A 24690-nucleotide genomic window follows, 5' to 3' on the forward strand; every position below is an offset into this window, starting at 1 on the left:
GGCGACCATGAAAATCGGCGACAGGCTTCGCGAATTGCGCTCGCGTCGCAAATTGAGCGTGCGCGCGGTCGCGCTGCGGTCCGGGATCTCGCATTCCTCGATTTCACTGATCGAGCGTGATCTGATCAGCCCGTCACTCGACACGCTGCATGCCGTCCTCGACGCGCTCGGTACGACCCTGTCGGGCTTTTTTCTGGATTTTCAGACTGTCTCGCCGCCGAATCCATTCTGCCGCGCGGCAGACATGACAGAGATCGGCCGGGTTGACGCCATATCCTATCGCGTCATCGGATCGGGGTTTCCCAACCGATCAATGCTGATGCTGCACGAAACCTATGCTCCGGAAGCTGATACAGGCGAGGCCTTCTCCCACTCGGCCCAGGAAGGCGGCATGGTCATCCGCGGCGCTGTCGAGGTGACTGTTGGTGGCCGGACATCGATCCTGGAGCCCGGAGATGGTTATTATTTCGACAGCCGAGAGCCGCACCGATTCCGGAACGCCTCGAAGGAGCCGAGCGAAATCGTGAGCGCGATCACGCCCCCCACCTATTAGGAAGGCGGGCTCACATGTCAGCTCGCTTCTTGCGAACACCTGCTAACGGGGCGGTCGTCGTCGGATAGCCCGAGAGCGAAGCCGGGCCGCGAGGCTCTTTCCTGGATGTCCGCGTCCGGGCGGAAGGCCAGGGTCCGCTTCTGGCGCAACGCAGTCCCGGTAAAGTTCGATGCGGCGACCTGGGTAACAAGTCAGTTAGCTCGGCTTCCGGTCGCCTACGAGTATCTCGACGAAGCGCGCCGCCAGTCGGGTCAGAGGCCGGCTCCGCACCGTCATCAGGCAAATGCTGATCGGCAATTCCGGCGTCACATCCAGCCTGACCAATCCCTCGAAGCGCTGGGCCTGAGTCAGCAGGCTGTCGATCAGGATGACATCACCTTGGCGCGCCAGCAGATGGGCAGCGGAAATGCTGTAGGGCACGGTCATGAAGGGCGCATAGTCGAGGCCAGCCTGCTCATGGGCGCGCGCGATCAGCCAGCCCAGCGGCGATTTCTCGCGATCGAAGCAGATCAGCCGATGGCTCCGGAGCTCAGGCAAGCTGACCCGGCCGCGACGCGCCAGCGGATCGTCCTCGCGCACCAGGGCGATGATCGACGCCTGCGCGAAGGGCGTCAGGGCGATGTCGTCGGTGACGCGGGGCGAGAACATCACGCCGAGATCGGCGGCGCCTTTCGACAACTCCGTCGGCGCGTCGCCCATGATCAGCTCGATGCGGGCCTCGGGATAGTCCGTCACCAGCCGCCGGATCGCCTGCGCGATGAGGCCCTGGCCGATGCTGGGCGTCGATGCGATCCGCAGCGGCAGGGCGCGTCCGGACCGTACGTCGCCGACGGCTCCACGCAGGGCACGCCATTCGTCCTCGACTTGCCCCAGCGCCGACATCAGGCCCTGGGCTTCGGGACGCAGGACGAGGCGGCCCTCGCTGCGATCGAAGACCGGGACGCCGAGGGCCGCTTCGCTGCGGGCGATGATCTTGCTGACGGCCGATTGCGTCAGATGAAGCTGCCGGGCAGCCTCGACTGTGGTGCCGCATCGGTCGACGGTGCGCAGGACCGTCGCATGGGATGGCGTCAATGCCTTCATCCGCCCGCTCCCACGAGATGCTCCAGCAGGATGCGCGCAGCATGGTCGAGTGGCGCGCCGTCGCGGTGATGTGCGAAGGCCGTGACAAGCGGGCTCTCATCGAGCGGACGGACCGCCAGCCCTTGCGTCAGACTGCTGCTGATGACGAAGCCGTCGACGACGGCGATGCCGACGCCCTCGCGCGCCAGATGGCAGGCGCTGTCCGTATGACGGACGGTGATCGCGATCTGGTCTGACAGGCCGACCCGGCCCAGTGCGTCCTGAAAGCTGTCGGCCAGGCTGATGCCGTCGGGCCCGTAGCTGATCAGGCGCTGGCCTTTGAGGGCCTCGCGCGACAGCTTGTCGTGGGCGGCGAGCGGATGCCTCTCATCGAGCACGCAGACGAGCGGACTGCTGCGCAGCACGATATCCCGCAATCCCTCGGTCGCCATCGGACCGTAGGAGATCGCGAGATCGACTTCGTTGGCGCTGAGGTGATCGCGGACATGGTCGAACATCACTTCGACGGCGGCCCGATCGCTCAGGTCGCGGCGCGCGCCGGTGATGGCGGGCGGCAGGATGCTGTGCGCCAGGCCCGGCACGGTCGCGATCCGCAGGCGATCGGCCATGCCGACGCGGATCATGTCGGCTTCATGATGCGCCCGGCGCAACGCGCCGAAGGCTGGCCGCGCGAGCTGGTTCAATTCCAGCGCCTCGGGTGTCGGGGTCAGCCGCCCCTGGACGATCGCAACGAGGCTGAGATCGAGCTCCTTTTCCGCCAGGCGCAACGACTTGATCACGGCCGACTGGCTGACGCCCAGCCCCTGTGCCGCTTCGCCCGTGCCGCCGAGCCGGACGAAGGCATCGACCACCTGCAGCGCGCCCAGCCTCATCCACTCTATTCCATTTGGTTGATATTCTTGCCGAATGTTTCATTTGCGAGACTAGGCGCGCCCATGGAAGGTTGCAAGCTGCCGCCGCCGAGGCAGAGCGGCCAAGATCAGGGGATATCCATGACCACATTCCGCTCCATGGTGTCGGCTGCCGCGCTTGCCCTCTCCATTCTCGGTCCGGCGCTGACTGTCGCGCCCTCCAGCGCCTTTGCGCAGGGCGTTCTCAAGCTGGCGCAGACGCAGGACCTCGTCTCGCTCGACCCGATCGCGACCAGCGACAACCCGTCGATCCACGCGCAGCTGCTGATCTACGATACCCTGCTGCGCCCGAGCACGGATGCCACCAAGCTGGAGCCCGGTCTCGCCGAGAGCTGGACGGTCAGCGATGACGGCCTGACCTATAGCTTCAAGCTCAGGGCCGCGAAGTTCTCGGACGGCACGCCCGTCACCGCCGCCGATGTCGCCTTCTCGCTGAAGCGCGCCGGCAGCGACGCGTCGAGCTGGAAGCGCTTCTTCGCCGGGATCAATGCGATCGAGACGCCGGACGAGCGCACTGTGGTGCTCAAGCTGAAGACGGTGTTCACGCCGCTGCTCAACAACCTCGCCTTGTTCTCCTCGGCGATCCTGCCCCAGAAGGCGTTCGAGGCGGCGCCCGACAAGTTCTTCGAGAAGCCGCTCGGCTCCGGCCCCTTCACCGTGGCGGCCTGGAACAAGGGACAGGGCCTCTCGCTGAAGAAGAACGCCCATTACTGGCAGGCTGGCAAGCCGAGCCTCGACGGCGCCGAGATTCTCGTCCTGCCCGAAGGCAACAGCCGCGTGCTGAAGCTGCAGGCCGGCGAGATCGATGCCGCCCTCGAGATTCCGCTCAACCAGATGCAGAGCCTCGGCCGCGCCGGCACCATCAAGACTGCCGTCGCCAATGTGCTGCGCACCGATTTCGTGCTGCTGAACACCAAGAAGAAGCCGTTCGACGACGTCCGTGTTCGCCAAGCGCTGAACTACGCCATCGACAAGGAAGGCCTGGTCAAGGCCCTGCTCTATGGCGCCGGCAAGGTGGCGAATTCGCCGATGCCGCTGATGGCCTATGCTGATCCCGAGCTTAAGCCCTACACCCATGACATCGCCAAAGCCAAGGCGCTGCTCAAGGAAGCCGGCTATGCCGACGGCTTCAAGGCCGCGCTGCTGGTGCATTCCGGCCGGCCGCTGCATCGCCAGCTCGGCCAAGCGCTGCAGAGCGCGCTCGCGCAGATCGGTGTCACCGCCGAGATCCGCCTGGTCGAGGGCGGCACGCACTGGTCGACCACCAAGGCCGGCGACTACGAGATGGCCATCTCATATGCCTCGAGCGACACGATCGACCCCGACCAGATGGCCGGCTTCCTGATCGTCAACCCGGAGCGCGCCAATTCCTATCACACCGAGTGGAAGAGCGAGCGTGTCAACGAGCTCTACGAGAAGGAGCGCGCCACCAAGGACGGGCCGGAGCGCGGCGCGATGTTCAAGGAGATGGTCAAGCTCTCGCATGACGGTGCGCCCTCAATCTTCCTGTTCTATCCCGGCACCTCCTATGCCTATCGCAGCACTGTCAGCGGTTTCGAGGTACTGCCGACCGGCAATTTCCGCCTCGAAGACGTCAAGCTGAAGTGAGGAGAGGGCGGCCTATAGCATCGGACCAAAAAGTGAAAACCACTTTTCGGAAGAATCCGATGCTAAAACAATGTGATAGATCATCGTGGTCGCGTCCGTTTGGACGCGCGATGATCTAGGCCCGCCCCCATGCTGACCTATATCTTCAAGCGGTTCGTCCAGCTCGTCCCGGTGCTGTTCGGCATCACGTTGGCTTGCTTCTTCCTGCTGCGGGCGTTGCCGGGAGACCCGGCGACGCTGCTTCTCGGCGCACGCGGCGGCGCGGACGAGATCGCGGCGATGAAGCAGCGGCTCGGGCTCGACCTGCCGCTGTGGCGGCAATATCTGCTCTTCCTCGGGGACATCCTCTCCGGCAGCCTCGGGCGCTCGGTCGTCTACGGCCAATCGGTCATGGCGCTGGTGCTGGAACGCCTGCCGGCGACGCTCTGGCTCGTTGCTTATTCGACCGTGATCGCGGTGGTGCTGACCATCCCGCTGGCGCTGTGGTCGGCGATCCGGCGCGACCGGGCACCCGATATCCTGATCAAGCTCCTCTTCACCGTACTGCTCGCGATTCCCTCCTTCTGGCTTGGGCTCGTGCTCGTTGTCGTCCTCGCCATCTGGGTGCCGCTGTTTCCGACCTCGGGCTACGGCACCGGCATCCTCTCGCGCCTGCATCACCTGACGCTGCCTGCCTTCGTCATCGCTCTGGCGACGGCCTCGCTGACGATCCGCAGCCTGCGCAGCGGCATCCTCAACGTGCTCGGGTCGGACTATGTCACGACGGCTCGTGCCAAGGGCAATGCGATCGGCCGCACCATGCGCGTCCATGTGCTGCCGAATGCGCTGATCAGCTCGATCTCGGTGCTGGGCGCCCATACGAGCTGGGTGATCGGCGGAACGGTGGTGATCGAGACGGTCTTCGCCCTGCCTGGGCTCGGCTCGCTCTTCGTCGAGTCGATCTTCGCCCGCGACTATCCGATGATCCAGGGGCTGACGATCGTCTTCGCTGTGCTGGTCGTGCTGATCAATCTCGCGACGGACATCGCCTATGCGCTGGCCGATCCGCGCATCCGGCTGGATTGACGCGATGAGCAAGCGCCGCCTCGATCCGACGCTCCTCGTCGGCCTCGCCATGCTCCTGCTGCTGTGCCTGTTCGTCGGGCTCGGGCAGGTCTGGACGCCGCACGATCCCTTCCTGGTCGACTATGGCAACACGCTGCAGCCGCCCTCGGCGAAACATTGGCTCGGCACGGACGATCTCGGCCGCGACGTCGTCTCGCGCGTCATGGCCGGGGGGCTGGTCGACCTGCGGGTCGCGCTGATCTGCGTCGCCGCGCCCGCCATCCTCGGCATCGCGATCGGCGCGCTCTCGGGCTTCGTCGGCGGGCGGGTCGATACCGTGATCATGCGCATCACCGACATCTTCTGGGCCTTCCCGTTCCATGTTCTGGTGATCGCCATCGTCGGCGTGCTCGGGCCCGGCGAGGCCAATCTCTATCTCGCCTTCCTGCTGGTGAACTGGATTTCCTTCGCACGCATCACCCGCGGCGAGGTGCTGGTGCTGCGCGAGCTCGAATATGTCCAGGCGGCGCGCAGTTTCGGCTCGACCGATCGCCGCATCGTCACCGCGCATATCCTGCCCAATGCGGTCACGCCCGCGATCGTCTTCGCCATGGCCGACGTCGTGCTGACGATCCTGGCCGTGACCTCGCTCTCCTTCCTCGGCCTGGGCATCCAGCCGCCGACGCCGGAATGGGGGCTGATGATCGCCGACGGGCGCCAGTTCCTGTTCGACGCCTGGTGGATCGCGACCGCTCCCGGACTCGCCATCGTCTACACCGGCGTGACCTTCGCCCTGATCGGCGAGGGCCTCGACACCGCGCTGCGCCCCAAGGGCTGACGCGCCTTCCTTTCCGCCCTGTTTCGCGAGACGGCCATGAGCTTCTTCACCGAAAATGCCGAACTGCAGCGAATCGGCGCGCTGATCGAAGCCCATGCCGCGCCGATCTATGCCGCGCGCGGCATCCCTTTCGAGCAGTTCGCCTATGTGCTGACCCAGCCCGGCAAGGCGGGCGGCAGGGCGCAAGGCGCGGCATTGCGGGCCGACTGGCGCGCATATCCCTGCTCACTGGTGAAGGTGTTCCATCTCGTCGCCGCGCAATTGCGACTTGAGGACGGGCGGCTCTCCGCCCATGGCGAGCTCGATCGTGCCATGCGCGACATGATCCTGTGGTCGTCCAATTCCGCGACGAACTACATCATTGACCTGCTCACAGGCACGACCGGCGACACCTTGCTGGACGATCAGGAGATGAACGCCTGGTGCGAGCGCCGCGAGGAGATCAATCGGATATTCGCCGGGCTCGGTTGGCCGGAGCTCACCGGCATCAATCTCAACCAGAAGCTGATGGACGATCTGCGCTATGGCCGGGAGAAGATGGCGCTCGACCGCTCGCCCGCCGGCCACAACTGCCTGACCCCGATCGCGATGGCGCGGCTGATGCACGAGATCTTCAACGACTCCGCCCTGTTGCCGCCGGCGCGCCGTGCCGTCGTCCGCGACCATCTCGCCCGCGACGCCAACGATCCGGACCGCGGTCGCGGCGCCTATCAACTGCTCGGCTACCTCGGCGACACATTGCCCGAGGGCACGCAGATCTGGTCCAAGGCCGGGCGCACGCGCTGGCTCGGCGACGACCGCGCCTCCTTCCGCCGGCACGACACGCTGCGTGCGATCCTGCCCGGCGGGCAGGAATTCCTGCTCACGGTCTTCACCCAGGGCGAGGCCGTCGCCGAGGATGACGGCTTCCTGCCGGCGATCGGAGCGCTGGTCGCAACCGCGGCGTCGACCCTCGCGCGGGAAGGGCACTGATGCCGTCCGCTGCCCTGGAGTGACTGGCGCCTATTCAGCGCCGACCTCGGGACGTAAAGTTCGCAATGTCCGGTTCAGGCTGAGGTTCAATGTCCGGTTGTGGCGCTACTCGACCGTGCCCCTTTGCAGCGCGAGTTTTCGGGCCGGCCGTCCGGCGCTCCATTGAAAGGATGGGCTCGTCACTGGCTCGGACGTCGCGGTTGGCGGCAGACCCAGGCTTCAGGAGGTCCAGCCCGGCGCGCTTGAGAACCGTTGGCAAGTCACGTCATCTGCCGGGGCGTCCTTCGCTATCGGTCGGCTTGGCCGTGGCGCCCCTCTCCTGATTGGAGCGGAGGTAGCACGGGCCTCTCTATGACCTGACGGAGCGCAAAGCTTGATTGGATCCGCGCAACGTGCGGCAGTCGGGACAATTGCGTCTTGTGAACATGCTCAAAGTCCTCGACGTCTCGGGCGACGACAGTGAGCAAATAATCGTCCTCTCCCGACATTAGGAAACACCTCAGAACCGAGGGGCATTTGGCGACGGCCTTTTCGAATGCGGAAAGGGCGTCTTCGCTCTGGCTGTTCAGAGCCAATCTGATGATAACGGTTACCCCTAGACCGAGCACCTTGTGGCTCAATAGCGCGTGATAGCCGACGATCACGCCCTCCTCCTCCAAGGCGCGTTGTCGTCGGGCCACGGCTGTGGCGGACAAGCCGATGCGCTCGGCGAGCTTGGTATGGCTGGCGCGGCCATCTTCGACGAGTTCGGACAAAAGGACACGCGACAGATGATCTAGAGCCATAGTGTGTTCCTGCGGCTACGGCCGCGCTTGCGCATGATACTGGTACAATATCCGCATTCGTCGCTTGAATCCGACGAAATTGACAGCAGTCTCACCGCAATTCGTCGGAATTAGCTCGAGCTCATGCGCTACTATCGCTGCTCCAAACTCGGGAGGGTAAAATGCGCGTGGGGGTTCCCAAGGAAATCAAGGTCCATGAATATCGGGTCGGCCTGACGCCGGAAGCCACGCGAGAGTACGTGTCTGCGGGGCACGAGGTGCTTGTCGAGACGAATGCCGGTGCTGGCATCTCCGCCTCAGATCAGGCTTACGAAGCTGCCGGCGCACGCATCGCGGCAACCGCTGCCGAGATTTTCGCCAAGGCTGAGATGATCGTGAAGGTCAAAGAGCCTCAGCCGTCGGAATGGACCCAGCTTCGCGAAGGACAAATTCTCTTCACGTACCTGCACTTGGCTCCGGATCCGGAGCAGACGGCAGGCCTGCTGAATTCCGGCGTAACCGCGGTCGCCTATGAAACGGTGACGGATCGCTTTGGCGGCCTCCCTCTGCTCGCTCCCATGAGCGAAGTTGCCGGTCGACTTTCGATCGAAGCAGCGGGATCGTGCCTGCAGCGGCACGCGGGTGGCCGAGGCATGCTGATCGGAGGCGTGCCGGGCGTAGCGCCTGCGCGCGTTGCCATCATTGGCGGTGGGGTGGTTGGGACACACGCCGCCCGGATGGCCGCTGGGCTTGGAGCTGACATTGTCATTCTCGATCGGTCTCTCCCCCGCCTCAGGCAACTGGACGAGCATTTCGGTGGTCGCGTAAGAACGCGCTTTTCTACCCAACAGGCCATCGAAGAAGAGGTGCTCGCGGCCGACGTTGTGATCGGAGCCGTCCTCATTCCGGGCGCAGCAGCCCCCCGTCTCGTTTCCCGCGAACAGCTTTCGCGGATGAAGCGCGGAGCGGTGCTCGTCGATGTTGCGATCGATCAAGGCGGCTGTTTCGAAACATCCCGACCAACGACGCACGCTTCGCCGACCTTCGAGATCGAAGGGGTCATTCATTATTGCGTCGCCAACATGCCCGGAGCTGTCCCGCTCACATCGAGTTATGCCTTGAACAACGCCACGCTGCCGTTCGGCCTGGCATTGGCGGCACGTGGCCTGAAGGCGATTGAAGAAGACCCGCACCTCGCCGCCGGCCTGAATGTGCATCGAGGCCGAATCACAAACCTCCAGGTCGCCGAGAGCCTCAACAAGCCATACGAGTCGGTTCAAAAGGCGATTGCCGCCTGATGATTGAGCTCTAGCTTCAAAGGACGACAGGGGGCGGAAGCGCACTGTGATCCTGCTCCCTTCCCGTGCCCTCACAAGGTCTGAAACGCTCCTTCCGGACCGCACCGGAGGCCGGCGAACACAGGCCGAATGTCCGCCCGGCCCTTTTCGGAGAGAAAAATATGTTCACTCACGTCATGATAGGCAGCAACGACTTGGAGCGGGCCAGAGTTTTTTACGACGCCACATTCGCCGCGTTGGGAGGCGAGCCGGGCGAAATGGATGCCAGGGGCAGGTTGATCTATGCCCACAACGACGGTCGGCTGATGATCACGAAGCCGATCGACGGCAATCCAGCAACCGCGGCCAACGGTGGGACTATCGGCATCGCCGCTGCGAGCCGTGACCATGTTCTCGCGTGGCACAAGGCCGGCACAACGCATGGCGGGACGGCGATCGAGAGCCCACCCAGCGAGCGCCCGAATGGAGCGTTCGTCGCCTACCTTCGCGATCCCGACGGAAACAAGCTCACCGCGCGCTCTCGGCCAAAGAAGTAACACAATCGGCAACAGCCGCGCCGAAGATCATCCTGCATTTCCGGAAATCCGCCGGCAAGCAGACAGCCCCGATCTCGGCCTCTCCTTTCGAATCAATCGGCCCACCAGGAGCCGGACCTCCGCGCAATCCCAGAAGGGTCGCTTCCGGTCGTTCCGTCGCTGCGCCTTAGAATTTGCTTTTGGGCAGAGAGCTAAAGTCCGCTTGTGGTGCAACGCTGCCCCAGTCACTGGCGGCTGCTTGCGGCGATCCGGAAACGAGTGCGGTCTACCAGCCTATCCTCGCCGAGGAGCCCCGAGCGTTACGGTGGTCGGATACCGGTGATGCGGCGTCACATAGACCGCCTTCAGGGCCGGCTCGCGTTCCGCCAGGGCTGCGAGCTTGCCGATGTCGATGCCCTGCGAATCGACGGGCACCCCGACAACCCGCGCGCCGGCGGCCCGGAATGCCGCCCAGGTGAGCGAATAGCCCGGGTTCTCCACTGCGATCACCTGGCTGGCGTCCAGGATCGCAGTCGCGGCCAGAAACAGGCCCATCTGGCTCCCGCACGTCACCAGCAACTCGCCGGATGATACCACGAGGCCCCGGTCCTGAGCCAGATAATCGGCCAGCGCGCTTCGCAGCGAGGCGGCGCCGCGTGGATCGCCATGAACCACAGCACGTCCACGCCGAGCGAACGGACGATCTCGGCTTGGGTGGTGGCGACCATCGCGTTCGCTCCGCTGTTGGAGCCCGTCACGAAGCCACCCACCGCGCGCCAACGAAGGGGGCTGCCAGATGGGCGGTGCCCGTCCCGGCCAAAGTCCGCGCCAGATGCGCGGCCATCCGCGTCCATACTCGTCAACGATGGCGAGCACCCTGGAGCGAGGCCGTCGGTGATATCGCGTCCGAGAGGGAACGAGGCTCCGGCGCCGCTGGCCCGTTCGAGCACCGACATAGGCCTGCAGGGTTGCAGCTAGCCGTTCGCAGCTCTCAGGCCTGGGCCGGCGGTCGAATGACGATGGTGCTGGTTTCCACGTCTTCCGGCTCCCATGCAGCTAACGCTCGATATCGATCCAGTATCCCGGCCGATAGGCTATCGGCAGGAAACGCGCGTGCAGCCGGCGAAGCGTGTCGTCAGGATCGAGATCGGCGAACAGCCCGGGATGCAGCCAACGGGCAATTCGCTGCAGCGCCACGAACTGGTAGGGGCTCGTATAGAACTGGTGCCAGATCGCGTGGACGCGGCCGGCCCTGACCGCCTTCGTCGCTCGGAAGGCCGGCCGCGCCGCCAGCGCGGCGAGCTTCTCCTGCGCCTTGCGAAGATCGGCGCCGGGACCGAGACCGACCCAGGCGCCGCTCGGCGCCAGCGCCTCCCAGTTGCCGCCGGTGACGATCACCACGTCGGGATCGCGCACGATGATGGTCTCGGGATTGATCGTCCCGAACGTGCCGGGGAGCAGCTCGCTGCCGAGATTGATGCCGCCTGCTGCGGCAACCATGGCGCCGAAATTCTCATTGCCGAAGGTCAGGCAGCATTCGTCGGAATAGCCGGGGATCCGGTCGAGCATGACCAGTGGTTTGGCGAGTGGACCGGCCGCGGCCAGCCGCTCCGTCACGCGAGCGATCTCCGCAGCCCGGAAGGCGATCAGTGCCTCGGCGACCTCGCTTTTGCCGAAGAGCTGTCCGAGCAGGCGCAGCGACGGCTCTGTGTTCCGCGAGGGCGCATGCCGGAAGTCGACATAGACGACCGGGATGCCCAGCGCCGCCAGCCGCTCGACCAGGCGGATCTCCTCGGCCGGGCGCTGCATCTCGGCGCCGAGCACGACGAGATCGGGCTGCAGCGAGATCGCCTTCTCGATATCGAAGGCGCCGCGACCGGGCGAGCCAAAGCGCGGCAGCGCCGCCTCCTGCGGAAAACGCGCGACATAGGCGGCATACGTGTCGGGATCGGATTTCTCGAAGTCCTCGCCCCAGCCGACGATGCGGCCGAACGGGTCATCGCGGTCCAGCGCCGCGGTGACGTGGATCTGTCGGCCCTCGCCGAGGATGACGCGCCGGACGGGAACCGTGACGGAGACCTGTCGTCCCGCCACGTCGGTCACTGTGACGATCTCCGCCACCGCGCGCGCCGGCATGAGCGCGAGCCAGGTCAGCAGCAAGAGCGCAAGCCAGCGCAGGGCGGTCACAGCGCTGAGCCCGGCCCAGCGCATGCTCAAAGATCCATCGACATCGACAGCCGGAAGGTGCGCGGCGCGCCGACATAGAAGGTGCCGAAGGAGGCGACGCTCGACCAGTACTTGGTGTCGGCGACGTTCTGGACCGTAGCGCGGAACACGGTCTTGCGCCCGGCGATCTCGGTGGCGTAGCGCGCGCCAAGGTCGAACCGCGTCCAGTCCGGCAACGACTGCGTATTGGCCGCATCGACATACTGCTTGCCGGTGTAGACCAGAGCCCCGGTGAGCGTCAGGCCCCTGAGCCAGGGCACGTCCCATTCGGCGCCGAGATTGAGCTGGATCGGCGCAACGCCGATCGGCCGGTTGCCGGTATTGGCGGCAACCGCGGTCTTGGTCAGCTTTCCGTCGAGTAGGGAGGCGCCACCCAACAGGCGCAGCTGCGGCGTGACCTCGCCATAGACGCTGAGCTCGAGCCCGCGCACGCGCTGCTCGCCGGTCACGGAGAACAGGCCGCCATTCAGTTCGCCGCTGGGCTTGCTGATCTGGAAGCCGGCGAGCGAGGCACCGAAGCTGCCATACTGCAGCTTGACGCCCGCCTCGTACTGCTTGGTGCGGTAAGGTGCGAAGGTCTCGCCGGCATTGCTCGCTGTGGTCGGGGCGACGTCGCCGCGGCTCAGGCCCTCCACGTAATTCGCGTAGACCGAGAGGTAATCCAGCGGCCGCAGCACGAGGCCGACCATCGGCGTGGTGGCGCTCTCGTCATAGGCCGAGGTCAGGATGCCAGTCCCCGCCGCATAATTGTTGGTCGCGACCGACTGGCGCCGGAGACCGAGCGTCAGCATGACGCGGTCGTCGAAGGCCGACATCGTGTCGGCCAGCGCGAAGCTGGTCAGGTCGCTGTCGGAGAGGCGCGTGCGCGGGGCGCGGCTCGCAAACTGCGTGGCGCTCCAGCTCGGCGCATAGATGTTCGAGAGGACGGCCGTGCCGTTCGTCAGGGCCCGTTCGAGCGTCTCGCGATAATAGGAGGCCTGCAGCGTCAGCGAATGCTTGACGAAGCCGGTCTCGAAGCGGGCGCGGATGCCGGCTTCGTAACTCTGTCGGCTGACACCGAGATCGAAATATTGCGGCGTGTGGCTGGTATCGCCACGGGCGTTAAGGATGGTCGGCAGGCCGAAGAAGCGCTCGACCCGGGTCTGCGAGCCGCCGGCATTGCCGAAGACGGTGATGTTGTCGGTGAGGTCGAATTCGTTCTTCCACAGCACCGAGCGATCATCGATGCGCGACCATTCCCAAGGCTGGATGACGTTCTCGCGCCCGCTTGGGGCCGAGGGGACGCGCAGGCCCCGCGTCATCAGGAACGGACGGTTCGGCGCGTCGAGCTCGTCCCGCTGCGCAAGCGCATAGAGCCAGCTGCGGAAGCGCGCGCCCTGATAATCAAGCGCCAGCGAGCCGATGCCGGTCGTCTCGGATTGCCGGTTCACCGCCGTATCGCCACCGCGCAGCGAACCGTTGACGCGCACGCCGAACTCGCGGCCAGCACCGAAACGGCGAGCGACGTCAAAGGTCGCGCCGCCATAGGCCCGCGACGAGAACTCGGCGCCGACGCGGGTGAGATTGCCCTCGGCGCGCTTGGGCACGACGTTGATCACGCCGCCAACGCCGCCATTGGGCGCGATGCCGGTCAGCGCCGCCGCCGGGCCCTTCAGCACCTCGATGCGCTCGGCATAGTCGGTGAAGACGCGATAGTTCGGCGCGACGCCATAGACGCCGTCGAAGGCGATCTCGCCGCTATTGCCCTCGCCGACCGGAAAGCCGCGGATATTGAAGGAATCGACGGTGCCACCCGTGGGATGCGAGCTGCGCACCGACGGATCGAGGATCAGCGCGTCGGCGACCGTCGAGGCCTGGAGATTGCGGGCGAGTTCGCCGGTGTAGCTCGTCGTGCTGAACGGGGATTTCAGCGTCTCGGCATTGCCGAGCAGGCCGAGCCGGCTGCCCTGGGCGACCTGGCCGCCAGCGAAGGGCGCCGGCACGCCGGAGGCGCGGGCCGGACCTTCGACCACGATCTCGTCGAGCCGTACCTGACCGTCATTGCGCTCCTGGGCACTTGCTGCCGAAGCGGCGAGGACGGCAAGGGCCGTGCCCGCCAGCAAGGACAGCGCGAGCCTTGCGCGCCCGGCAGCACCGCAGGGAACCGACCGAGATGGCAACATTGCGAGACGAATTTTCGGCATAACGAGACCCCGGGACCGCCGCCGGAGTTGATTCCAGCTGGCGGGGGACCCTGTTCGTCACGGGCGAAAAAGAAAAGCACGCGGACGTTGTAATGCAATACGATCAATAGATCGCAGATCTACGTGCCAATTTTGCAACGAATACTTTATAATTACTTCAATCAATGCATTTTCGCGAGCACACCGACAGCGCCGCACGAACGCTCGCGCGACGTCATCTCATGATCGAGCGATGCGGTAGCGCGGTGCGGCCTCGACCGTCGACCGCGTTTATTCGTGGGGGGCTTCTGAAAATTAGAGGCAGGCGCCTTCAGGCGGCGTAGCGCCTGACCAGTTCGCGTGCGGCAGAGATCTCGTCGCAGATCCACTCGTCGACCAGCTTAACCTCGCGGCGCCGGCGCATGCCCGGCGGCCGGACGAGGTAATAGGAAATGCCGGTCGGAACGGCCTTGCGCAGCGGCACGATGAGCCTGCCGTCCTGGATCGCCTCATGGGCGAGGACGACATCAGTCATGGCGACACCCAGCCCGGCCTCGGCGGCGCTCAGCGCCATGTCGAGCGCATCGAAATCGAGCCCATGCCGGGTCTCGATCTGCATTCCCGATTTCTCGGACCAGGTCCGCCAGTCGCGCCGGTCGGGCAGCGGATGGAGCAACGTCGCCTCAGGCAGGTCCGCGCCGGAGAAGCGGCCGCCACCATAGGATGGCGCGCAGACCGGCAGGATCCATTCCGGATAGAGCTCGGTGACGCAATCGAGCGGCCAGTTGCCCATGCCGTAGCGGATGCCGAGATCGGCGTCGGCATCGTTGAGCGTCATGTCGTTCAGCCGGGTCTGGACGCTGACCTTCACCAGCGGGTGCCGTTCCTGGAACGCCTTCAGGCGCGGCAGCAGCCAGCGCAGCGCGAAGGTCGGCAGGCATTTGATCGTGACCGTCTCCTGCTCGGCGCGGAACGGCGTGATCGCCTCGGCGATGTGATCGAACGCCTCCTTAACGCTGAGCGCAAGGCGCTGGCCGGCATCGGTGATCTCGAGCCCGTTGTGGGTGCGCTGGAACAGCGGCGTGCCAAGCTGGTCCTCGAGGATCTTGACCTGCCGGCTGACCGCGCTCTCGCTGACATTGAGCGCCGCTGCGGCCTTCTTGATGCTGAGCTGGGCGGCGACGATCTCGAAGCAGCGCAAGGCATTGAGCGAGGGCAGCCGGCGGGTCATGGCTGCGGGCTCGGGCGCGGTGCTGTCGCGGCCGCCCGTCTCATCGGATGTCCATGCGCGGGTCGAGCGCATCCCTCAGCCCGTCTCCTGTGAAGTTGAAGCTCGTCACCGCCAGTGTAATGGCGATCCCGGGCAGGATCGCAAGCCATGGCGCGCTCGTCAGGTAGATCTGGGCGTTATTGAGCATGTTTCCCCAGCTCGCGGCCGGCGGCTGGATGCCGTAGCCGAGGAAACTGACATAGGATTCGAGCAGGATGGCGCGGGCGACGTTCAGCGTCGCCGCGACGACGATCGGCGCCGTGGCGTTGGGCAGGAGCTCGCGGAGCATCACCCGCAGATGCGAGGCGCCGAAGGAGCGCGCCGCCATGGCATAGTCCTGGTCGCGCAGGGACTTGATCTGCGCCTCGACGATGCGCGCGACATTCATCCAGGAGGTCGCGGCGATCAGGAGGACCATCGAGGTCAGACCCGGCTTGACCAGCGCCGCCAGCGCCAGCAGCAGGAAGATCGTCGGAAAGCACAGGATCGCGTCGACGAAGCGCATCAGCAGCGAGCCCACGGCGCCGCCGTGATAGCCGGCGATCATGCCGACACCGGTGCCGATGGCGATCGCGATCGCCATCGCGGTAAAGCCGATGCCGAGCGAGATGCGCCCGCCCATCATCAGGCGAGCCAGCATGTCGCGGCCGAGTTCGTCGGTGCCGAGCAGATGCGCGCCCGCCAGCGGCGGCGCGAACCGGTTCATCACGTCGATATGGGTCTCGTCGAACGGCAGCAGAAACGGGCCGAGGAAGCAGGTAAGCGCCAGGATGAGGATCACCGCCGAGCCCGCCATGGCGAGCCGGTGCCGCCGGAAGCGGCTCCAGCCGCTTTTCCGGGCAAGGCTTTCGGAATCGATCGGCAACTGGAATACGTCTGCGCTCATGGTCAGCCCAGCCTGATGCGTGGATCGGCGACCGCGTAGAGCATGTCGGCGATCAGCGAGCCGATCAGCACCATCAGCGCCGACAGCATCAGGATGCCCATCACCACCGGATAGTCGCGGTACTCGATCGAATCGAGGAAGAGCCGGCCCATGCCCGGCCAGGTGAATACGGTCTCGGTTACGAGCGCCCCGCCGAGCAGGGTCGGAAACTGCAGGCCGGCGAGCGTGATCAGCGGCAGCAAGGCATTACGCAGGGCATGACGGCGCAGCACCGCCTGCTCCGGCAGGCCCTTGGCGCGGGCGGTGCGGATGTAATCCTGGCCGACCACGTCGAGCACGGCCGAGCGCGTAAAGCGCGCCCAGATCGCCGTCTCGACCAGGGCCAGGACCAGGACCGGCGCGATCATATGGTGCAGCACGTCGGCGAGCGAGCCGTCGCCGATCGTCTGGCGGTTGCCGGCCGGCAGCCAGCCGAGCTCGACCGAAAAGAAATAGATCGCGATCAGGCCGAACCAGAAGGTCGGGATCGACAGGCCGATCATGGCGCCGACCGTCGCCGCCATGTCGAAGATCGAATAGCGTCGGATCGCGCCGAGGATGCCGATGGCGCAGCCGAGCAGCATGGCGATCAAGGTCGAGGCCGCCATCAATTCGAAGGTCGCGCGCAGATGCGAGGCGATGACGCTCCAGACCGGGGCATTGTCGCGATAGGAGCGGCCCCAGTCGCCGGTCAGCATGCGCCGCAGCCAATCGAGATACTGCACCGGCAGCGGCCGATCGAGACCGAGCTCGCGGCTGATCCGGTCGAGATCTTCCTGCGTCATCTGGGCCGATTGGGCGAATTGCGACATCGGCCCGCCGGGCGCCAGGTGCAGGATGGCAAAGCCGATCGCCGAGACGATCGTGAGGAGGAGCAGCGACTGCCAGAGTCGCCTTGCGAGGAACGGCCCCATCTCAGCCGGTCACGCCGCCCAGTACCAGCGCCGCATGTTCCAGCAGCTCGAGGAGCAGTTGATGTTCGGCGCAAAGCCCTGCAGACCTTCCTTGATGCCCTCGGCCAGCACGGTCTGGTAGATCGGCAAAAGGACGAGGTCGTCGCGGATGATACGCTGGATCTGGCCGTAGATTGTCTTGCGTTCCTGCGGGTCGAACTGGCTGGCGCCGGCGGCGAGCAATCGGTCCATCTCGGGATTGCTGTACTGGGAGGTGTTGAGCCCCGCGCCGGCCTTGGCCGGGATCGCGGTCGAGGCGAAGCGCGGCGTCACGTCGGGATCGTTGCCGATCATGAAGTTCGAGCCGACCATCACCGACTCGAACTTCGACTTCTGCCAGAAATCCCCCCAGATCACGGCGCCCGGCATGTTGTTGATGCGCAAGCTCGCGCCGATCGCGCGCCAATCCTGCATCAGCAATTGCTGCGACTGCTCGCGACCGGGATTGCCGACCGTGGTCGAGTTGGAGAATTCGAGGCGCATGCCATTCTTCTGGCGGATGCCGTCGGCGCCGTGCACCCAGCCGGCCGCGTCGAGGATGGCGTTGGCCCTGACCGGATCGTGGCGATGCGCCGGCAGGCCGTCGTCATAGGCCCAGGACTCGCGCGGCAGGAAGGATTCGGTCGGCACCGGCAGGCCGTAATAGAGCGCGTCGATCCGCGCCGCCTTGTTCATGGCGAGATAGAGCGCCTCGCGCACCGCCTTGTCGGCGAAGGGGCCGAATTCGAGATTGAGCGCGATATGCTCGATGAACGGCGTCGGCGAGCGCGAGATCCGTCGGCCGCGCAGACCCTGCGCCTCCTTGACGAAATGCGCCGCAATGCCGCCGATGCCGAGATAGTCGACCTGACCGGTGCGGAACTGCGTGTAGAGCACAGTCAGGTCCGGAATGTACTTGAAGACGATGCGCTCCAGATATGGGCCGTCGCCATGATAGGTGGTGCTGGCCCGCAGCAGCAGATGGTCGCCCGCGGCGCGCTCGCCCCAGCGGAATGGGCCGGTGCCGACCGGCGCCCCGTTGAACGGCGCCGTATTCGGGTCGGGCGCCTTCTCCAGGATGTGCCTGGGCACGATGAAGGTCAGCGCCAGGATCGAAAGATAGGGCGAATAGGCGCTCTCCATGCGCCAGTGGATCTCGTCGGGCGCGACCACCTTGATGTCGCGCACCAGACTGTGCCCGACCCGGTTACGCACGCGAAAGCCGGGCGTGTTGATCAGGTCGAACGTGTACTTGACGTCCTCGGCGGTGAACGGCGTGCCGTCATGCCATTTCGCGTCCCGCCGCAGCTTGATCTTCCAGCTCAGTCCGTCGGCCGAGAGGCCGCCATTGCCGATGCTAGGCACTTCGCTGGCGAGATCGGGCACGAGCCTGCCGTCGGGATCGACGAACCAGAGCGGGCTGAAGAGCTGCCACCAGACGCCCTGGTCGACCTCGCTGCCCGGCATCAGCGGATTGAAGACCGTCGGCTCTTGCGAGAGGCCCGCGACGACCTGGCCCTTCGGCTGCTGCGGCGGACGCGGCTGCGCCTGCGCACCTCCTGCGACCAGCGCGGTAGCACCGAGGCCGAGCGCCAGCACCTCGCGCCGGCTCTGATATGTCCTGCGGTTGTCAGGGTCCGTCATGTCGATCTCCCCTCATTGTGTCCGGGCTGTGTTCAGCCTCGGTCATGTCTGCTCGGCTGATGGTTCAGCCGGACCGTTCCAGGCTGCTTCGGGTCGGCGACAGCTCTGCGGCCGTGACACCGAGCTCGGTCATGACGGCCGGCAACGCGCGCCCGGCGAGCAGGGCCGCCGTCACCTCTCCCATCGCCGGCGAAGTCAGGATGCCGCAGCCGCCTTGCCCCACCAGCCAGAAGAAGCCCGGTTCCGACGGCCGCGCGCCGGCGACCGGTTCCGCATCGGCGACGAAGCTGCGCAGGCCGGCCCATTGGCTCAGCGGCCGGCCGATCCGGAAGCTGGTGTCCTGTTCGATATTATCGATCGCCTGCGCGACATCGAGATCGTCGGCATAGGCATCGCCCGGCGTGGTCGGCGTCGCATCGGCGAGGCTGCCCATCAGGCAGCCGGGCTCGGGCTTCACATACCAGCGGTAATCGACAGTGCTGACATGCGGCCAGGCGCGGGCGTCGTAGTCGGCCTGGTGCGCGAAGGTAAAAGCGGTGCGGCGCTTGGGCACGATACCGAGCGGGGCGACGCCGGCCATGCCGGCGATCTCGTCGGCCCAGGCGCCGGCGGCATTGACCAGCAGCGGCGCCTGCGCCGCGCCGCCGGGCCATGCTACCGTCCAGCCGGCTACGTCGCGACGGATGACCTCGACGCCCGCCTTCAGCACGATCGTCGCGCCGTTCGCCCTGGCGCCGCGCAGATAACCCTGCAGCAGCATGTCGACATCGATGTCCATGGCATCGGGCTCGTTGATACCAGCATGGACCCTCTCCGGCCGAAGCGCCGGAAAGAGCGCGAGCGCCGAAGGGCCGTCCAATCGTTCAGCCCTGGCGCCGACAGAGAGGATGCGCTCCTCCAGCCGCGCCAATCTGTCTTCCTTGCCGGCGGCGGCGACCGTCAGGCAGCCGCGCGGCGTCATGATCGGATGGGCGCAGAAGCCGACCGGCGGCGCTTCGAGGAAAGCGCGGCTCGCCTGCGCCATGCGCCGCATAGTCGGAGCGGTGATCCCGACAGTGAACTGCGCGGCCGAGCGGCCCGAGCTGTGATAGCCGGCCTGCTCCTCGCGCTCGATCAGCGCGACCGATCCGTGCCGGGACAGGAAATAGGCCGCGGATGCTCCCGCGATCCCGCCGCCTACAATGATCACGTCGACCCGCATCGTCCCCGCACCAGCTTTCCGGTCATCGGCCACCGGCAGCCACCCACCGGCAGGATCAACGACAGCACCGCGCCGACCCGCAGTCGATTTCAATAATTGGGGGCCGGCACCTCAAAAGCTGGGTCGCTGGGCAGCACGCGGACGGGCCGAATTCCCTGAGCCCCGCCCCCAATTATTGAAATCGACATCGCCGCCGCGTCGGGGCTTGCCTTGGCCCGAACAGATCAGCGGAGCAACACCCATGAGCGGGACCGGTTTGCAAGCGCCGCGCCGGCGCAACATCTCATCCGGCAGCGCCTTCGAGGCGCAGTACAGCTACAGCCGCGCCGTCGTCGTCGGCGCGCATATAATGCTGTCGGGCACGACCGGCTACGATTATGCGACGAGCACGCTGGCCGAGGGTGCGGCGGAGCAGACCCGCCAGCTCTTCCGCAACGCCGCGGCCGCCTTCGCCCAGGCCGGAGCAGGGCTCACCGATGTCGTCCGCGTGCGCATGTTCATCGCCCGCGCGGCCGATTACGAGGCGGTGATGGCCGTGTTCGCCGAGACCTTCAGGGAGGTGAAGCCGGCCTGCACCACGGTCGAGGCTGGCCTCTTCGATCCCGACATCCTGGTCGAGATGGACATGGACGCCATCGTCGATGTCGATGCTTAGCCTGCGCTCGCACGTTCCCGATGACGTCATCGCGGCTGCCGATTCCCTCCCTGGGCAGGCCGATGTCGTCGTCATCGGCGGCGGCATCATCGGTGCCGCCGCCGCTTTCCATCTCGCCGGCGCCGGGCTGAGCACGGTGCTGCTCGATGCCGACAAGGTCTCTTCGCAGCAATCCGGCCGGAACTGGGGTTTCGTCAGGACGCAGTACCGCGATCCAATGGAGCTGCCGCTCGCCGTTGAGGCGCTCGCGTTGTGGCCGGACCTGGAGCGCGAGCTCGAGACCACCGTCGGCTGGCGCCGGACCGGCTGCGTCTTCGTCGCCGCGACGCAGAAGGAAATGGCCGCCTTCGCCGGCTGGCACGAGAAAACGCGCGATACCGCTCGCGATGCCCGGCTGCTCTCCGCCGGCGAGGTCACCGCTTTGCTGCCGTCGCTGGACGGCAGGGCGGAAGGCGCGCTCTACACCGCAACTGACGGGCAGGCCGAGCCGGTGCTGGCGACCTTGGCCTTCGCCCGGGCCGCGGCAAGGCGCGGCGTCCGCATCATCGAGGATTGCGGTGCACTCGCCATCGAAACCTCCGGCGGGGCTGTCAGCGGTGTTCAGACCGAGCACGGCCTGATCCGCTGTGGCGCCGTGGTCTGCGCTGCCGGCGCCCAGAGCCACCGGCTCCTCGCCCCGCTCGGACTGTCGCTGCCGCAGCAGAGCGTGCGCAGCACCGTCTCCCTGACTGCGCCGCTGCCGCCGCTGAGCGAGGCCTGCTTCTGCGGTTTCGGCATCGGCCTGCGCCAACGGGCCGACGGCTCCTGCATCATTGCGGCCGATTCGACCTCCGATATCGACCTGTCCCTCGATTCCTTCCGGGCCGCCCGCTTCTTCCTGCCAGGGCTGCTGCGCCATGGCGGTGGCTTCTCGCTGCGACTGGGGCGTCCTTTCGTCGACGATCTCCACCAACGCCTGGCCGTGCCGGATCGTGAGTGCGCCATAGCGCGGCGCCCGCGCATCCTGCCCAACGCCACGCTCGCAGCGCAGACGGGAGCAACCGTCCGCGAGCTCTTCGCCGGAGCTGCCAGCCTCGAGATCGTCAAATCCTGGGCAGGCCGCATCGACGTCCTGCCGGATGCGCTGCCGGTGCTCGATGCACCAGCCGAAATCGGTGGACTCATCGTCGCCACCGGCTTCTCCGGCCATGGCTTCGGGCTCGCTCCTACGGTTGGCCGACATGTCGCCGGGTTGGCCAGAGGCGAGACCCCGGCCGCGATCCTGGCGCCGCTCAGGCTGGACCGTTTCGTCCGCGGCACCTATTCGGCACCGCATGCCCCGCTCTGATGACGACGATGGCAGAGCGGAACGGGTTTCGAGAGGATCGAAGATGACCCAGGGAACGGGCATGGACGCTGCCGCGCGCGAGCACATCCGCCGCTATTACGACGGCACGCTGCGGCCCGACGAGATGGTCGCGGCGATGTCGCAGGAGGCCGGCTGGTTTCCGTCGCGTGTGGTGCAGCGGGGGGCTACCGTCTCGTCGCTCCCCGATGCCGGCCGCGGGTTGCCGCCGCTGGAAATCCGCGATCACGGCCGAACCTTCGATTTCTACGATTATCTCTCGGTCAACCGCGTCGCTGGGCTGATGGTGCTCCAGGACGGCGCCGTCATCGAGGAGAGCTATTCGCTCGGCATCGGGCCGCAGACGCAGTGGAAGTCCTGCTCGCTGGCGAAATCGGTCACCGCCACGCTCTATGGCATCGCGCTGCGCGAGGGCGCGATCGAAAACCTCGACGATCCCGTGACACGCTACGTGCCGCTCGGCGGGCTCTATGCCGCGGTCTCGGTGCGCCAGCTCTTGCGCATGGCGACCGGGGTGCGCTGGAACGAGGATTATGCCGACCCGACCTCCGACCGGCGCCTGCTGATGGACACCCAGATGAACTGGGAGCCGGGCGGCATCGTCAGGCATATGGAGAGCCTGCCCGCCGAGACGCCGCCGGGCGGTTCCTGGAAGTACAACACCGGCGATTCCTATCTCGCCGGCCTGGTGCTGGAACATGCGACCGGCACCACTCTCGCCGATTACCTCTCGACGAAGGTCTGGTCGAAGATCGGCATGGAGGCCGACGCGTCGTGGTGGTGCGAGAGCCCCGGCGGCATGGGCATCGCCGGGAGCGGCCTGCATGCGACGCTGCGCGACTATGCCCGCTTCGGCCAGTTCGTCCTCGACCAGGGGCGGACCGGCTCGCAAGATTTGCTGCCAGAAGGCTGGCGGGACGAAGCCGGGGCGCCCTACCGGATCGGCGAGACGCTGATCCCCTATGGCTACATGTGGTGGATCCCCGTGCTCAACGATCCCGCCTTGAAGGGCACCTTCCAGGCCGAAGGCATCTACGGGCAGTTCATCCACATCAACCCGCGCAAGCGCCTGGTGGTCGTGGTGCTGAGCGCCCGCTCCAAGCCAGGCTACCGGCGTCGCCTGGAAATCAACGACGACGCCTTTTTCGTAGCCCTGGCGAACAGTCTTTAGGCTGGCAATGCTCCCGGCTCAAACCCGCTAGAGAGTTCCCTTCAGTGTCCGCGCCAGGCGCGCAGCTCATTCGCCGGCGAGTTTTTCCGTTCGGCCGGACGCGCGCACCGAGGCGATGATCGTCCAGCCGATGATGCCGATGGTGATGGCAGCGAGGACGGCGGCGATCGGCCGGTCGACCAGGCCGATCAGCTTGCCGTCTGACTTGATCATCGAGTTGATGAAATACTCCTCCAAGAGCGGTCCAAGCACGACGCCGAGGATCACCGGCGCGACCGGGAAGTCGTTTTCTTCGAGCACGAAGGCCAGCACGCCGAAAGCGAGCATGACACCGACGTCGAACAGCGAGTTGTTGATCGCGTAGGAGCCGACGATGGCGAAGAGCAGGATGATCGGCATCAGCACGCGCCGTGGAACCGAGAGCACGCGCGTCGCAACCTTGATGATCGCCCAGCCGAGTGGCAGCATCAAAAGGTTGGCGATGACGAAGACCAGGAAGAGCGCGTAGACGTTCTCGGGGTTGTTGACGAAGATCGTCGGCCCCGGCGCCATGTTCTTCATCATCAGCACGCCGATGGCGATCGCGGTGATCGAGTCGCCGGGGATGCCGAAGACCAGGGCCGGGATCCAGGCGCCCGCCAGCGAGGAGTTGTTGGAGGCGCCGGCCTCGATCAGCCCTTCCGGATGGCCGGTACCGAACTTCTCCGGCTCCTTCGAGAAGCGCTTGCTCATCGCATAGGACATCCAGGCCGCCATGTCGGCGCCGCTGCCCGGCTGGATCCCGATGATGGTGCCGAGCGCGCTGCCGCGGATGAGCTGCCAGGGATACTGCTTGGTCAGGCGCCACATATTGGCGAAGATCGGCCCGATCTTCTGGACCACGGCATGCGGGGCGCTGCCGTCGGAGACCATGTGGCGCATCACCTCCGAACAGGCGAACATGCCGACCATCATCGGGATCAGCGAGACGCCGCCGAGCATCTCGGTGGATTCGAAGGTGAAGCGTGGCTGGCCAGCCGGGTTGTTCATGCCGACCATCGCGATCAGCAGGCCGATCAGAAGCGAGATGCAGGCTTTCAGCGGCGTCGAGGAGCCGATGAAGACGGCGCCGCCGAGGCCGAGCATGACGATCCAGAAAAACTCGACCGAGCCGAAGCCGAGCGCGAAATCGGCGATGGCCGGAGAAGCCACCATCATCACCGCCGTACCGAACAGCCCGCCCAGGACCGAGAACCAGAGGCCGATGCCGAGCGCGAGTTCCGGCTTGCCCTTCAGCGTCATCTGATAGGAATCGTCGACATAGGCCGCCGAGGCCGGCGTGCCGGGGATGCGCAGGAGGCAGCCTGGAATATCGCCGGAGAAGATCGCCATGGTCGAGGTGGTGACGATCGCAGCGATCGCCGGCACCGGCGGCATGAAGAAGGTCAGCGGCACCAGCAGCGCAGTGGCCATCGTCGCCGAGAGGCCGGGGATGCAGCCGACGACGAGACCGTAGATCGCCGAGGCGGTGATGACGAAGAGCACATAGGGATCGAGCACCATCCCCAGCGCGGTGACATAGGCGTCGAGCATG

Annotated in this window: 23 protein-coding genes; 10 read left to right on the top strand and 13 right to left on the bottom strand. The window is 66.0% G+C overall.

Features of this window, described 5'->3' with window-relative positions:
- Positions 1 to 7 precede the first annotated feature (7 nt).
- Positions 8 to 553, top strand: coding sequence for a cupin domain-containing protein (locus GV161_RS08035; protein WP_152015209.1), 546 nt, complete (start codon positions 8 to 10; stop codon positions 551 to 553).
- Positions 554 to 748: 195 nt separating this feature from the next.
- Here the strand turns inward: GV161_RS08035 and GV161_RS08040 are convergent, their stop codons facing one another.
- On the bottom strand, positions 749 to 1636 hold the full coding sequence (locus tag GV161_RS08040; protein ID WP_152015208.1) for a LysR family transcriptional regulator: 888 nt from the start codon (positions 1634 to 1636) through the stop codon (positions 749 to 751).
- Entirely contained in the window at positions 1633 to 2508 is an 876-nt protein-coding gene (locus GV161_RS08045; protein WP_152015207.1) for a LysR family transcriptional regulator, read from the bottom strand. The genes GV161_RS08040 and GV161_RS08045 overlap by 4 nt, the downstream gene beginning before the upstream one ends.
- Positions 2509 to 2628: 120 nt before the next feature.
- Here GV161_RS08045 and GV161_RS08050 point away from each other — a divergent pair, with 120 nt between their 5' ends.
- The 4 genes from GV161_RS08050 (at position 2629) to GV161_RS08065 (ending at position 7009) form a co-directional block, all read left to right on the top strand.
- Positions 2629 to 4155: an ABC transporter substrate-binding protein gene (locus tag GV161_RS08050; RefSeq protein ID WP_244624133.1), complete on the top strand. Its 1527-nt coding sequence runs from the start codon at positions 2629 to 2631 to the stop codon at positions 4153 to 4155.
- Positions 4156 to 4284: 129 nt separating this feature from the next.
- Entirely contained in the window at positions 4285 to 5220 is a 936-nt protein-coding gene (locus tag GV161_RS08055) for an ABC transporter permease (RefSeq protein WP_152015206.1), read from the top strand.
- Positions 5221 to 5224: 4 nt separating this feature from the next.
- A complete protein-coding gene (locus tag GV161_RS08060; protein WP_152015205.1) occupies positions 5225 to 6037 on the top strand; it encodes an ABC transporter permease in 813 nt (270 codons plus the stop codon).
- A gap of 36 nt (positions 6038 to 6073) precedes the next feature.
- Positions 6074 to 7009: a serine hydrolase gene (locus GV161_RS08065; protein WP_152015204.1), complete on the top strand. Its 936-nt coding sequence runs from the start codon at positions 6074 to 6076 to the stop codon at positions 7007 to 7009.
- A gap of 287 nt (positions 7010 to 7296) precedes the next feature.
- Here GV161_RS08065 and GV161_RS08070 read toward each other — a convergent pair whose 3' ends face one another.
- On the bottom strand, positions 7297 to 7794 hold the full coding sequence (locus GV161_RS08070) for an Lrp/AsnC family transcriptional regulator (RefSeq protein WP_152015203.1): 498 nt from the start codon (positions 7792 to 7794) through the stop codon (positions 7297 to 7299).
- A gap of 161 nt (positions 7795 to 7955) precedes the next feature.
- Here GV161_RS08070 and ald point away from each other — a divergent pair, with 161 nt between their 5' ends.
- Together ald and GV161_RS08080 are read left to right on the top strand one after the other, a co-directional pair.
- On the top strand, positions 7956 to 9071 hold the full coding sequence (ald, locus tag GV161_RS08075; RefSeq protein WP_152015202.1) for an alanine dehydrogenase: 1116 nt from the start codon (positions 7956 to 7958) through the stop codon (positions 9069 to 9071).
- A 161-nt stretch (positions 9072 to 9232) separates the two neighbouring features.
- On the top strand, positions 9233 to 9607 hold the full coding sequence (locus GV161_RS08080; RefSeq protein ID WP_152015201.1) for a VOC family protein: 375 nt from the start codon (positions 9233 to 9235) through the stop codon (positions 9605 to 9607).
- Positions 9608 to 9880: 273 nt separating this feature from the next.
- On the opposite strand, the gene GV161_RS31100 is transcribed toward GV161_RS08080, so the two are convergent.
- The 9 genes from GV161_RS31100 to GV161_RS08120 form a co-directional block, all read right to left on the bottom strand.
- Positions 9881 to 10228 carry an aminotransferase class I/II-fold pyridoxal phosphate-dependent enzyme gene (locus GV161_RS31100; protein ID WP_244665378.1) on the bottom strand — a complete coding sequence of 116 codons (348 nt, stop codon included), beginning with the start codon at positions 10226 to 10228 and terminating at the stop codon, positions 9881 to 9883.
- Entirely contained in the window at positions 10156 to 10314 is a 159-nt protein-coding gene (locus tag GV161_RS31105) for a hypothetical protein (protein WP_244624213.1), read from the bottom strand. The genes GV161_RS31100 and GV161_RS31105 overlap by 73 nt, the downstream gene beginning before the upstream one ends.
- 328 nt (positions 10315 to 10642) lie before the next feature.
- Positions 10643 to 11797: an ABC transporter substrate-binding protein gene (locus GV161_RS08090; RefSeq protein WP_152015199.1), complete on the bottom strand. Its 1155-nt coding sequence runs from the start codon at positions 11795 to 11797 to the stop codon at positions 10643 to 10645.
- 2 nt (positions 11798 to 11799) lie between these two features.
- The gene (locus GV161_RS08095) at positions 11800 to 13914 is read right to left on the bottom strand and encodes a TonB-dependent siderophore receptor (protein ID WP_244624132.1); all 2115 of its coding nucleotides are present in this window, start codon (positions 13912 to 13914) and stop codon (positions 11800 to 11802) included.
- Positions 13915 to 14305: 391 nt separating this feature from the next.
- Positions 14306 to 15205: a LysR substrate-binding domain-containing protein gene (locus GV161_RS08100; protein ID WP_159650189.1), complete on the bottom strand. Its 900-nt coding sequence runs from the start codon at positions 15203 to 15205 to the stop codon at positions 14306 to 14308.
- A gap of 40 nt (positions 15206 to 15245) precedes the next feature.
- Positions 15246 to 16130, bottom strand: a complete 885-nt coding sequence (locus GV161_RS08105; protein ID WP_152015196.1) for an ABC transporter permease — start codon at positions 16128 to 16130, stop codon at positions 15246 to 15248.
- A 2-nt stretch (positions 16131 to 16132) separates the two neighbouring features.
- Positions 16133 to 17083, bottom strand: a complete 951-nt coding sequence (locus tag GV161_RS08110) for an ABC transporter permease (RefSeq protein ID WP_152015195.1) — start codon at positions 17081 to 17083, stop codon at positions 16133 to 16135.
- Positions 17084 to 17092: 9 nt separating this feature from the next.
- The gene (locus tag GV161_RS08115; protein ID WP_152015194.1) at positions 17093 to 18745 is read right to left on the bottom strand and encodes a peptide ABC transporter substrate-binding protein; all 1653 of its coding nucleotides are present in this window, start codon (positions 18743 to 18745) and stop codon (positions 17093 to 17095) included.
- A gap of 64 nt (positions 18746 to 18809) precedes the next feature.
- Positions 18810 to 19934, bottom strand: coding sequence for an FAD-dependent oxidoreductase (locus GV161_RS08120; protein ID WP_201302998.1), 1125 nt, complete (start codon positions 19932 to 19934; stop codon positions 18810 to 18812).
- Positions 19935 to 20187: 253 nt separating this feature from the next.
- On the opposite strand from GV161_RS08120, the gene GV161_RS08125 reads away from it, so the two are divergent.
- Genes GV161_RS08125 through GV161_RS08135 form a run of 3 tightly spaced genes read left to right on the top strand, consistent with a single transcriptional unit; the run spans position 20188 to position 23117 of the window.
- The gene (locus GV161_RS08125) at positions 20188 to 20601 is read left to right on the top strand and encodes a Rid family hydrolase (protein WP_152015193.1); all 414 of its coding nucleotides are present in this window, start codon (positions 20188 to 20190) and stop codon (positions 20599 to 20601) included.
- Entirely contained in the window at positions 20588 to 21928 is a 1341-nt protein-coding gene (locus GV161_RS08130) for an FAD-binding oxidoreductase (RefSeq protein ID WP_152015192.1), read from the top strand. Before GV161_RS08125 ends, GV161_RS08130 begins: the two co-directional genes overlap by 14 nt.
- Before the next feature lie 43 nt (positions 21929 to 21971).
- A complete protein-coding gene (locus tag GV161_RS08135) occupies positions 21972 to 23117 on the top strand; it encodes a serine hydrolase (protein ID WP_159650190.1) in 1146 nt (381 codons plus the stop codon).
- A 66-nt stretch (positions 23118 to 23183) separates the two neighbouring features.
- Here GV161_RS08135 and GV161_RS08140 read toward each other — a convergent pair whose 3' ends face one another.
- Positions 23184 to 24689 carry a tripartite tricarboxylate transporter permease gene (locus tag GV161_RS08140; RefSeq protein WP_152015190.1) on the bottom strand — a complete coding sequence of 502 codons (1506 nt, stop codon included), beginning with the start codon at positions 24687 to 24689 and terminating at the stop codon, positions 23184 to 23186.
- Position 24690 lies beyond the last annotated feature (1 nt).

It is taken from the genome of Bosea sp. 29B (assembly GCF_902506165.1).
In the GTDB taxonomy this organism is placed as follows: Bacteria; Pseudomonadota; Alphaproteobacteria; order Rhizobiales; family Beijerinckiaceae; genus Allobosea.

Coding starts and splice junctions, on each gene's coding strand:
- GV161_RS08035 (WP_152015209.1), top strand. CDS start 8: ATGAAAATCGGCGACAGGCTTCGCGAATTGCGCTCGCGTCGCAAATTG.
- GV161_RS08040 (WP_152015208.1), bottom strand. CDS start 1,636: ATGAAGGCATTGACGCCATCCCATGCGACGGTCCTGCGCACCGTCGAC.
- GV161_RS08045 (WP_152015207.1), bottom strand. CDS start 2,508: ATGAGGCTGGGCGCGCTGCAGGTGGTCGATGCCTTCGTCCGGCTCGGC.
- GV161_RS08050 (WP_244624133.1), top strand. CDS start 2,629: ATGACCACATTCCGCTCCATGGTGTCGGCTGCCGCGCTTGCCCTCTCC.
- GV161_RS08055 (WP_152015206.1), top strand. CDS start 4,285: ATGCTGACCTATATCTTCAAGCGGTTCGTCCAGCTCGTCCCGGTGCTG.
- GV161_RS08060 (WP_152015205.1), top strand. CDS start 5,225: ATGAGCAAGCGCCGCCTCGATCCGACGCTCCTCGTCGGCCTCGCCATG.
- GV161_RS08065 (WP_152015204.1), top strand. CDS start 6,074: ATGAGCTTCTTCACCGAAAATGCCGAACTGCAGCGAATCGGCGCGCTG.
- GV161_RS08070 (WP_152015203.1), bottom strand. CDS start 7,794: ATGGCTCTAGATCATCTGTCGCGTGTCCTTTTGTCCGAACTCGTCGAA.
- ald (WP_152015202.1), top strand. CDS start 7,956: ATGCGCGTGGGGGTTCCCAAGGAAATCAAGGTCCATGAATATCGGGTC.
- GV161_RS08080 (WP_152015201.1), top strand. CDS start 9,233: ATGTTCACTCACGTCATGATAGGCAGCAACGACTTGGAGCGGGCCAGA.
- GV161_RS31105 (WP_244624213.1), bottom strand. CDS start 10,314: ATGGTCGCCACCACCCAAGCCGAGATCGTCCGTTCGCTCGGCGTGGAC.
- GV161_RS08090 (WP_152015199.1), bottom strand. CDS start 11,797: ATGCGCTGGGCCGGGCTCAGCGCTGTGACCGCCCTGCGCTGGCTTGCG.
- GV161_RS08100 (WP_159650189.1), bottom strand. CDS start 15,205: ATGACCCGCCGGCTGCCCTCGCTCAATGCCTTGCGCTGCTTCGAGATC.
- GV161_RS08105 (WP_152015196.1), bottom strand. CDS start 16,130: ATGAGCGCAGACGTATTCCAGTTGCCGATCGATTCCGAAAGCCTTGCC.
- GV161_RS08110 (WP_152015195.1), bottom strand. CDS start 17,083: ATGGGGCCGTTCCTCGCAAGGCGACTCTGGCAGTCGCTGCTCCTCCTC.
- GV161_RS08115 (WP_152015194.1), bottom strand. CDS start 18,745: ATGACGGACCCTGACAACCGCAGGACATATCAGAGCCGGCGCGAGGTG.
- GV161_RS08125 (WP_152015193.1), top strand. CDS start 20,188: ATGAGCGGGACCGGTTTGCAAGCGCCGCGCCGGCGCAACATCTCATCC.
- GV161_RS08130 (WP_152015192.1), top strand. CDS start 20,588: ATGTCGATGCTTAGCCTGCGCTCGCACGTTCCCGATGACGTCATCGCG.
- GV161_RS08135 (WP_159650190.1), top strand. CDS start 21,972: ATGACCCAGGGAACGGGCATGGACGCTGCCGCGCGCGAGCACATCCGC.
- GV161_RS08140 (WP_152015190.1), bottom strand. CDS start 24,689: ATGCTCGACGCCTATGTCACCGCGCTGGGGATGGTGCTCGATCCCTAT.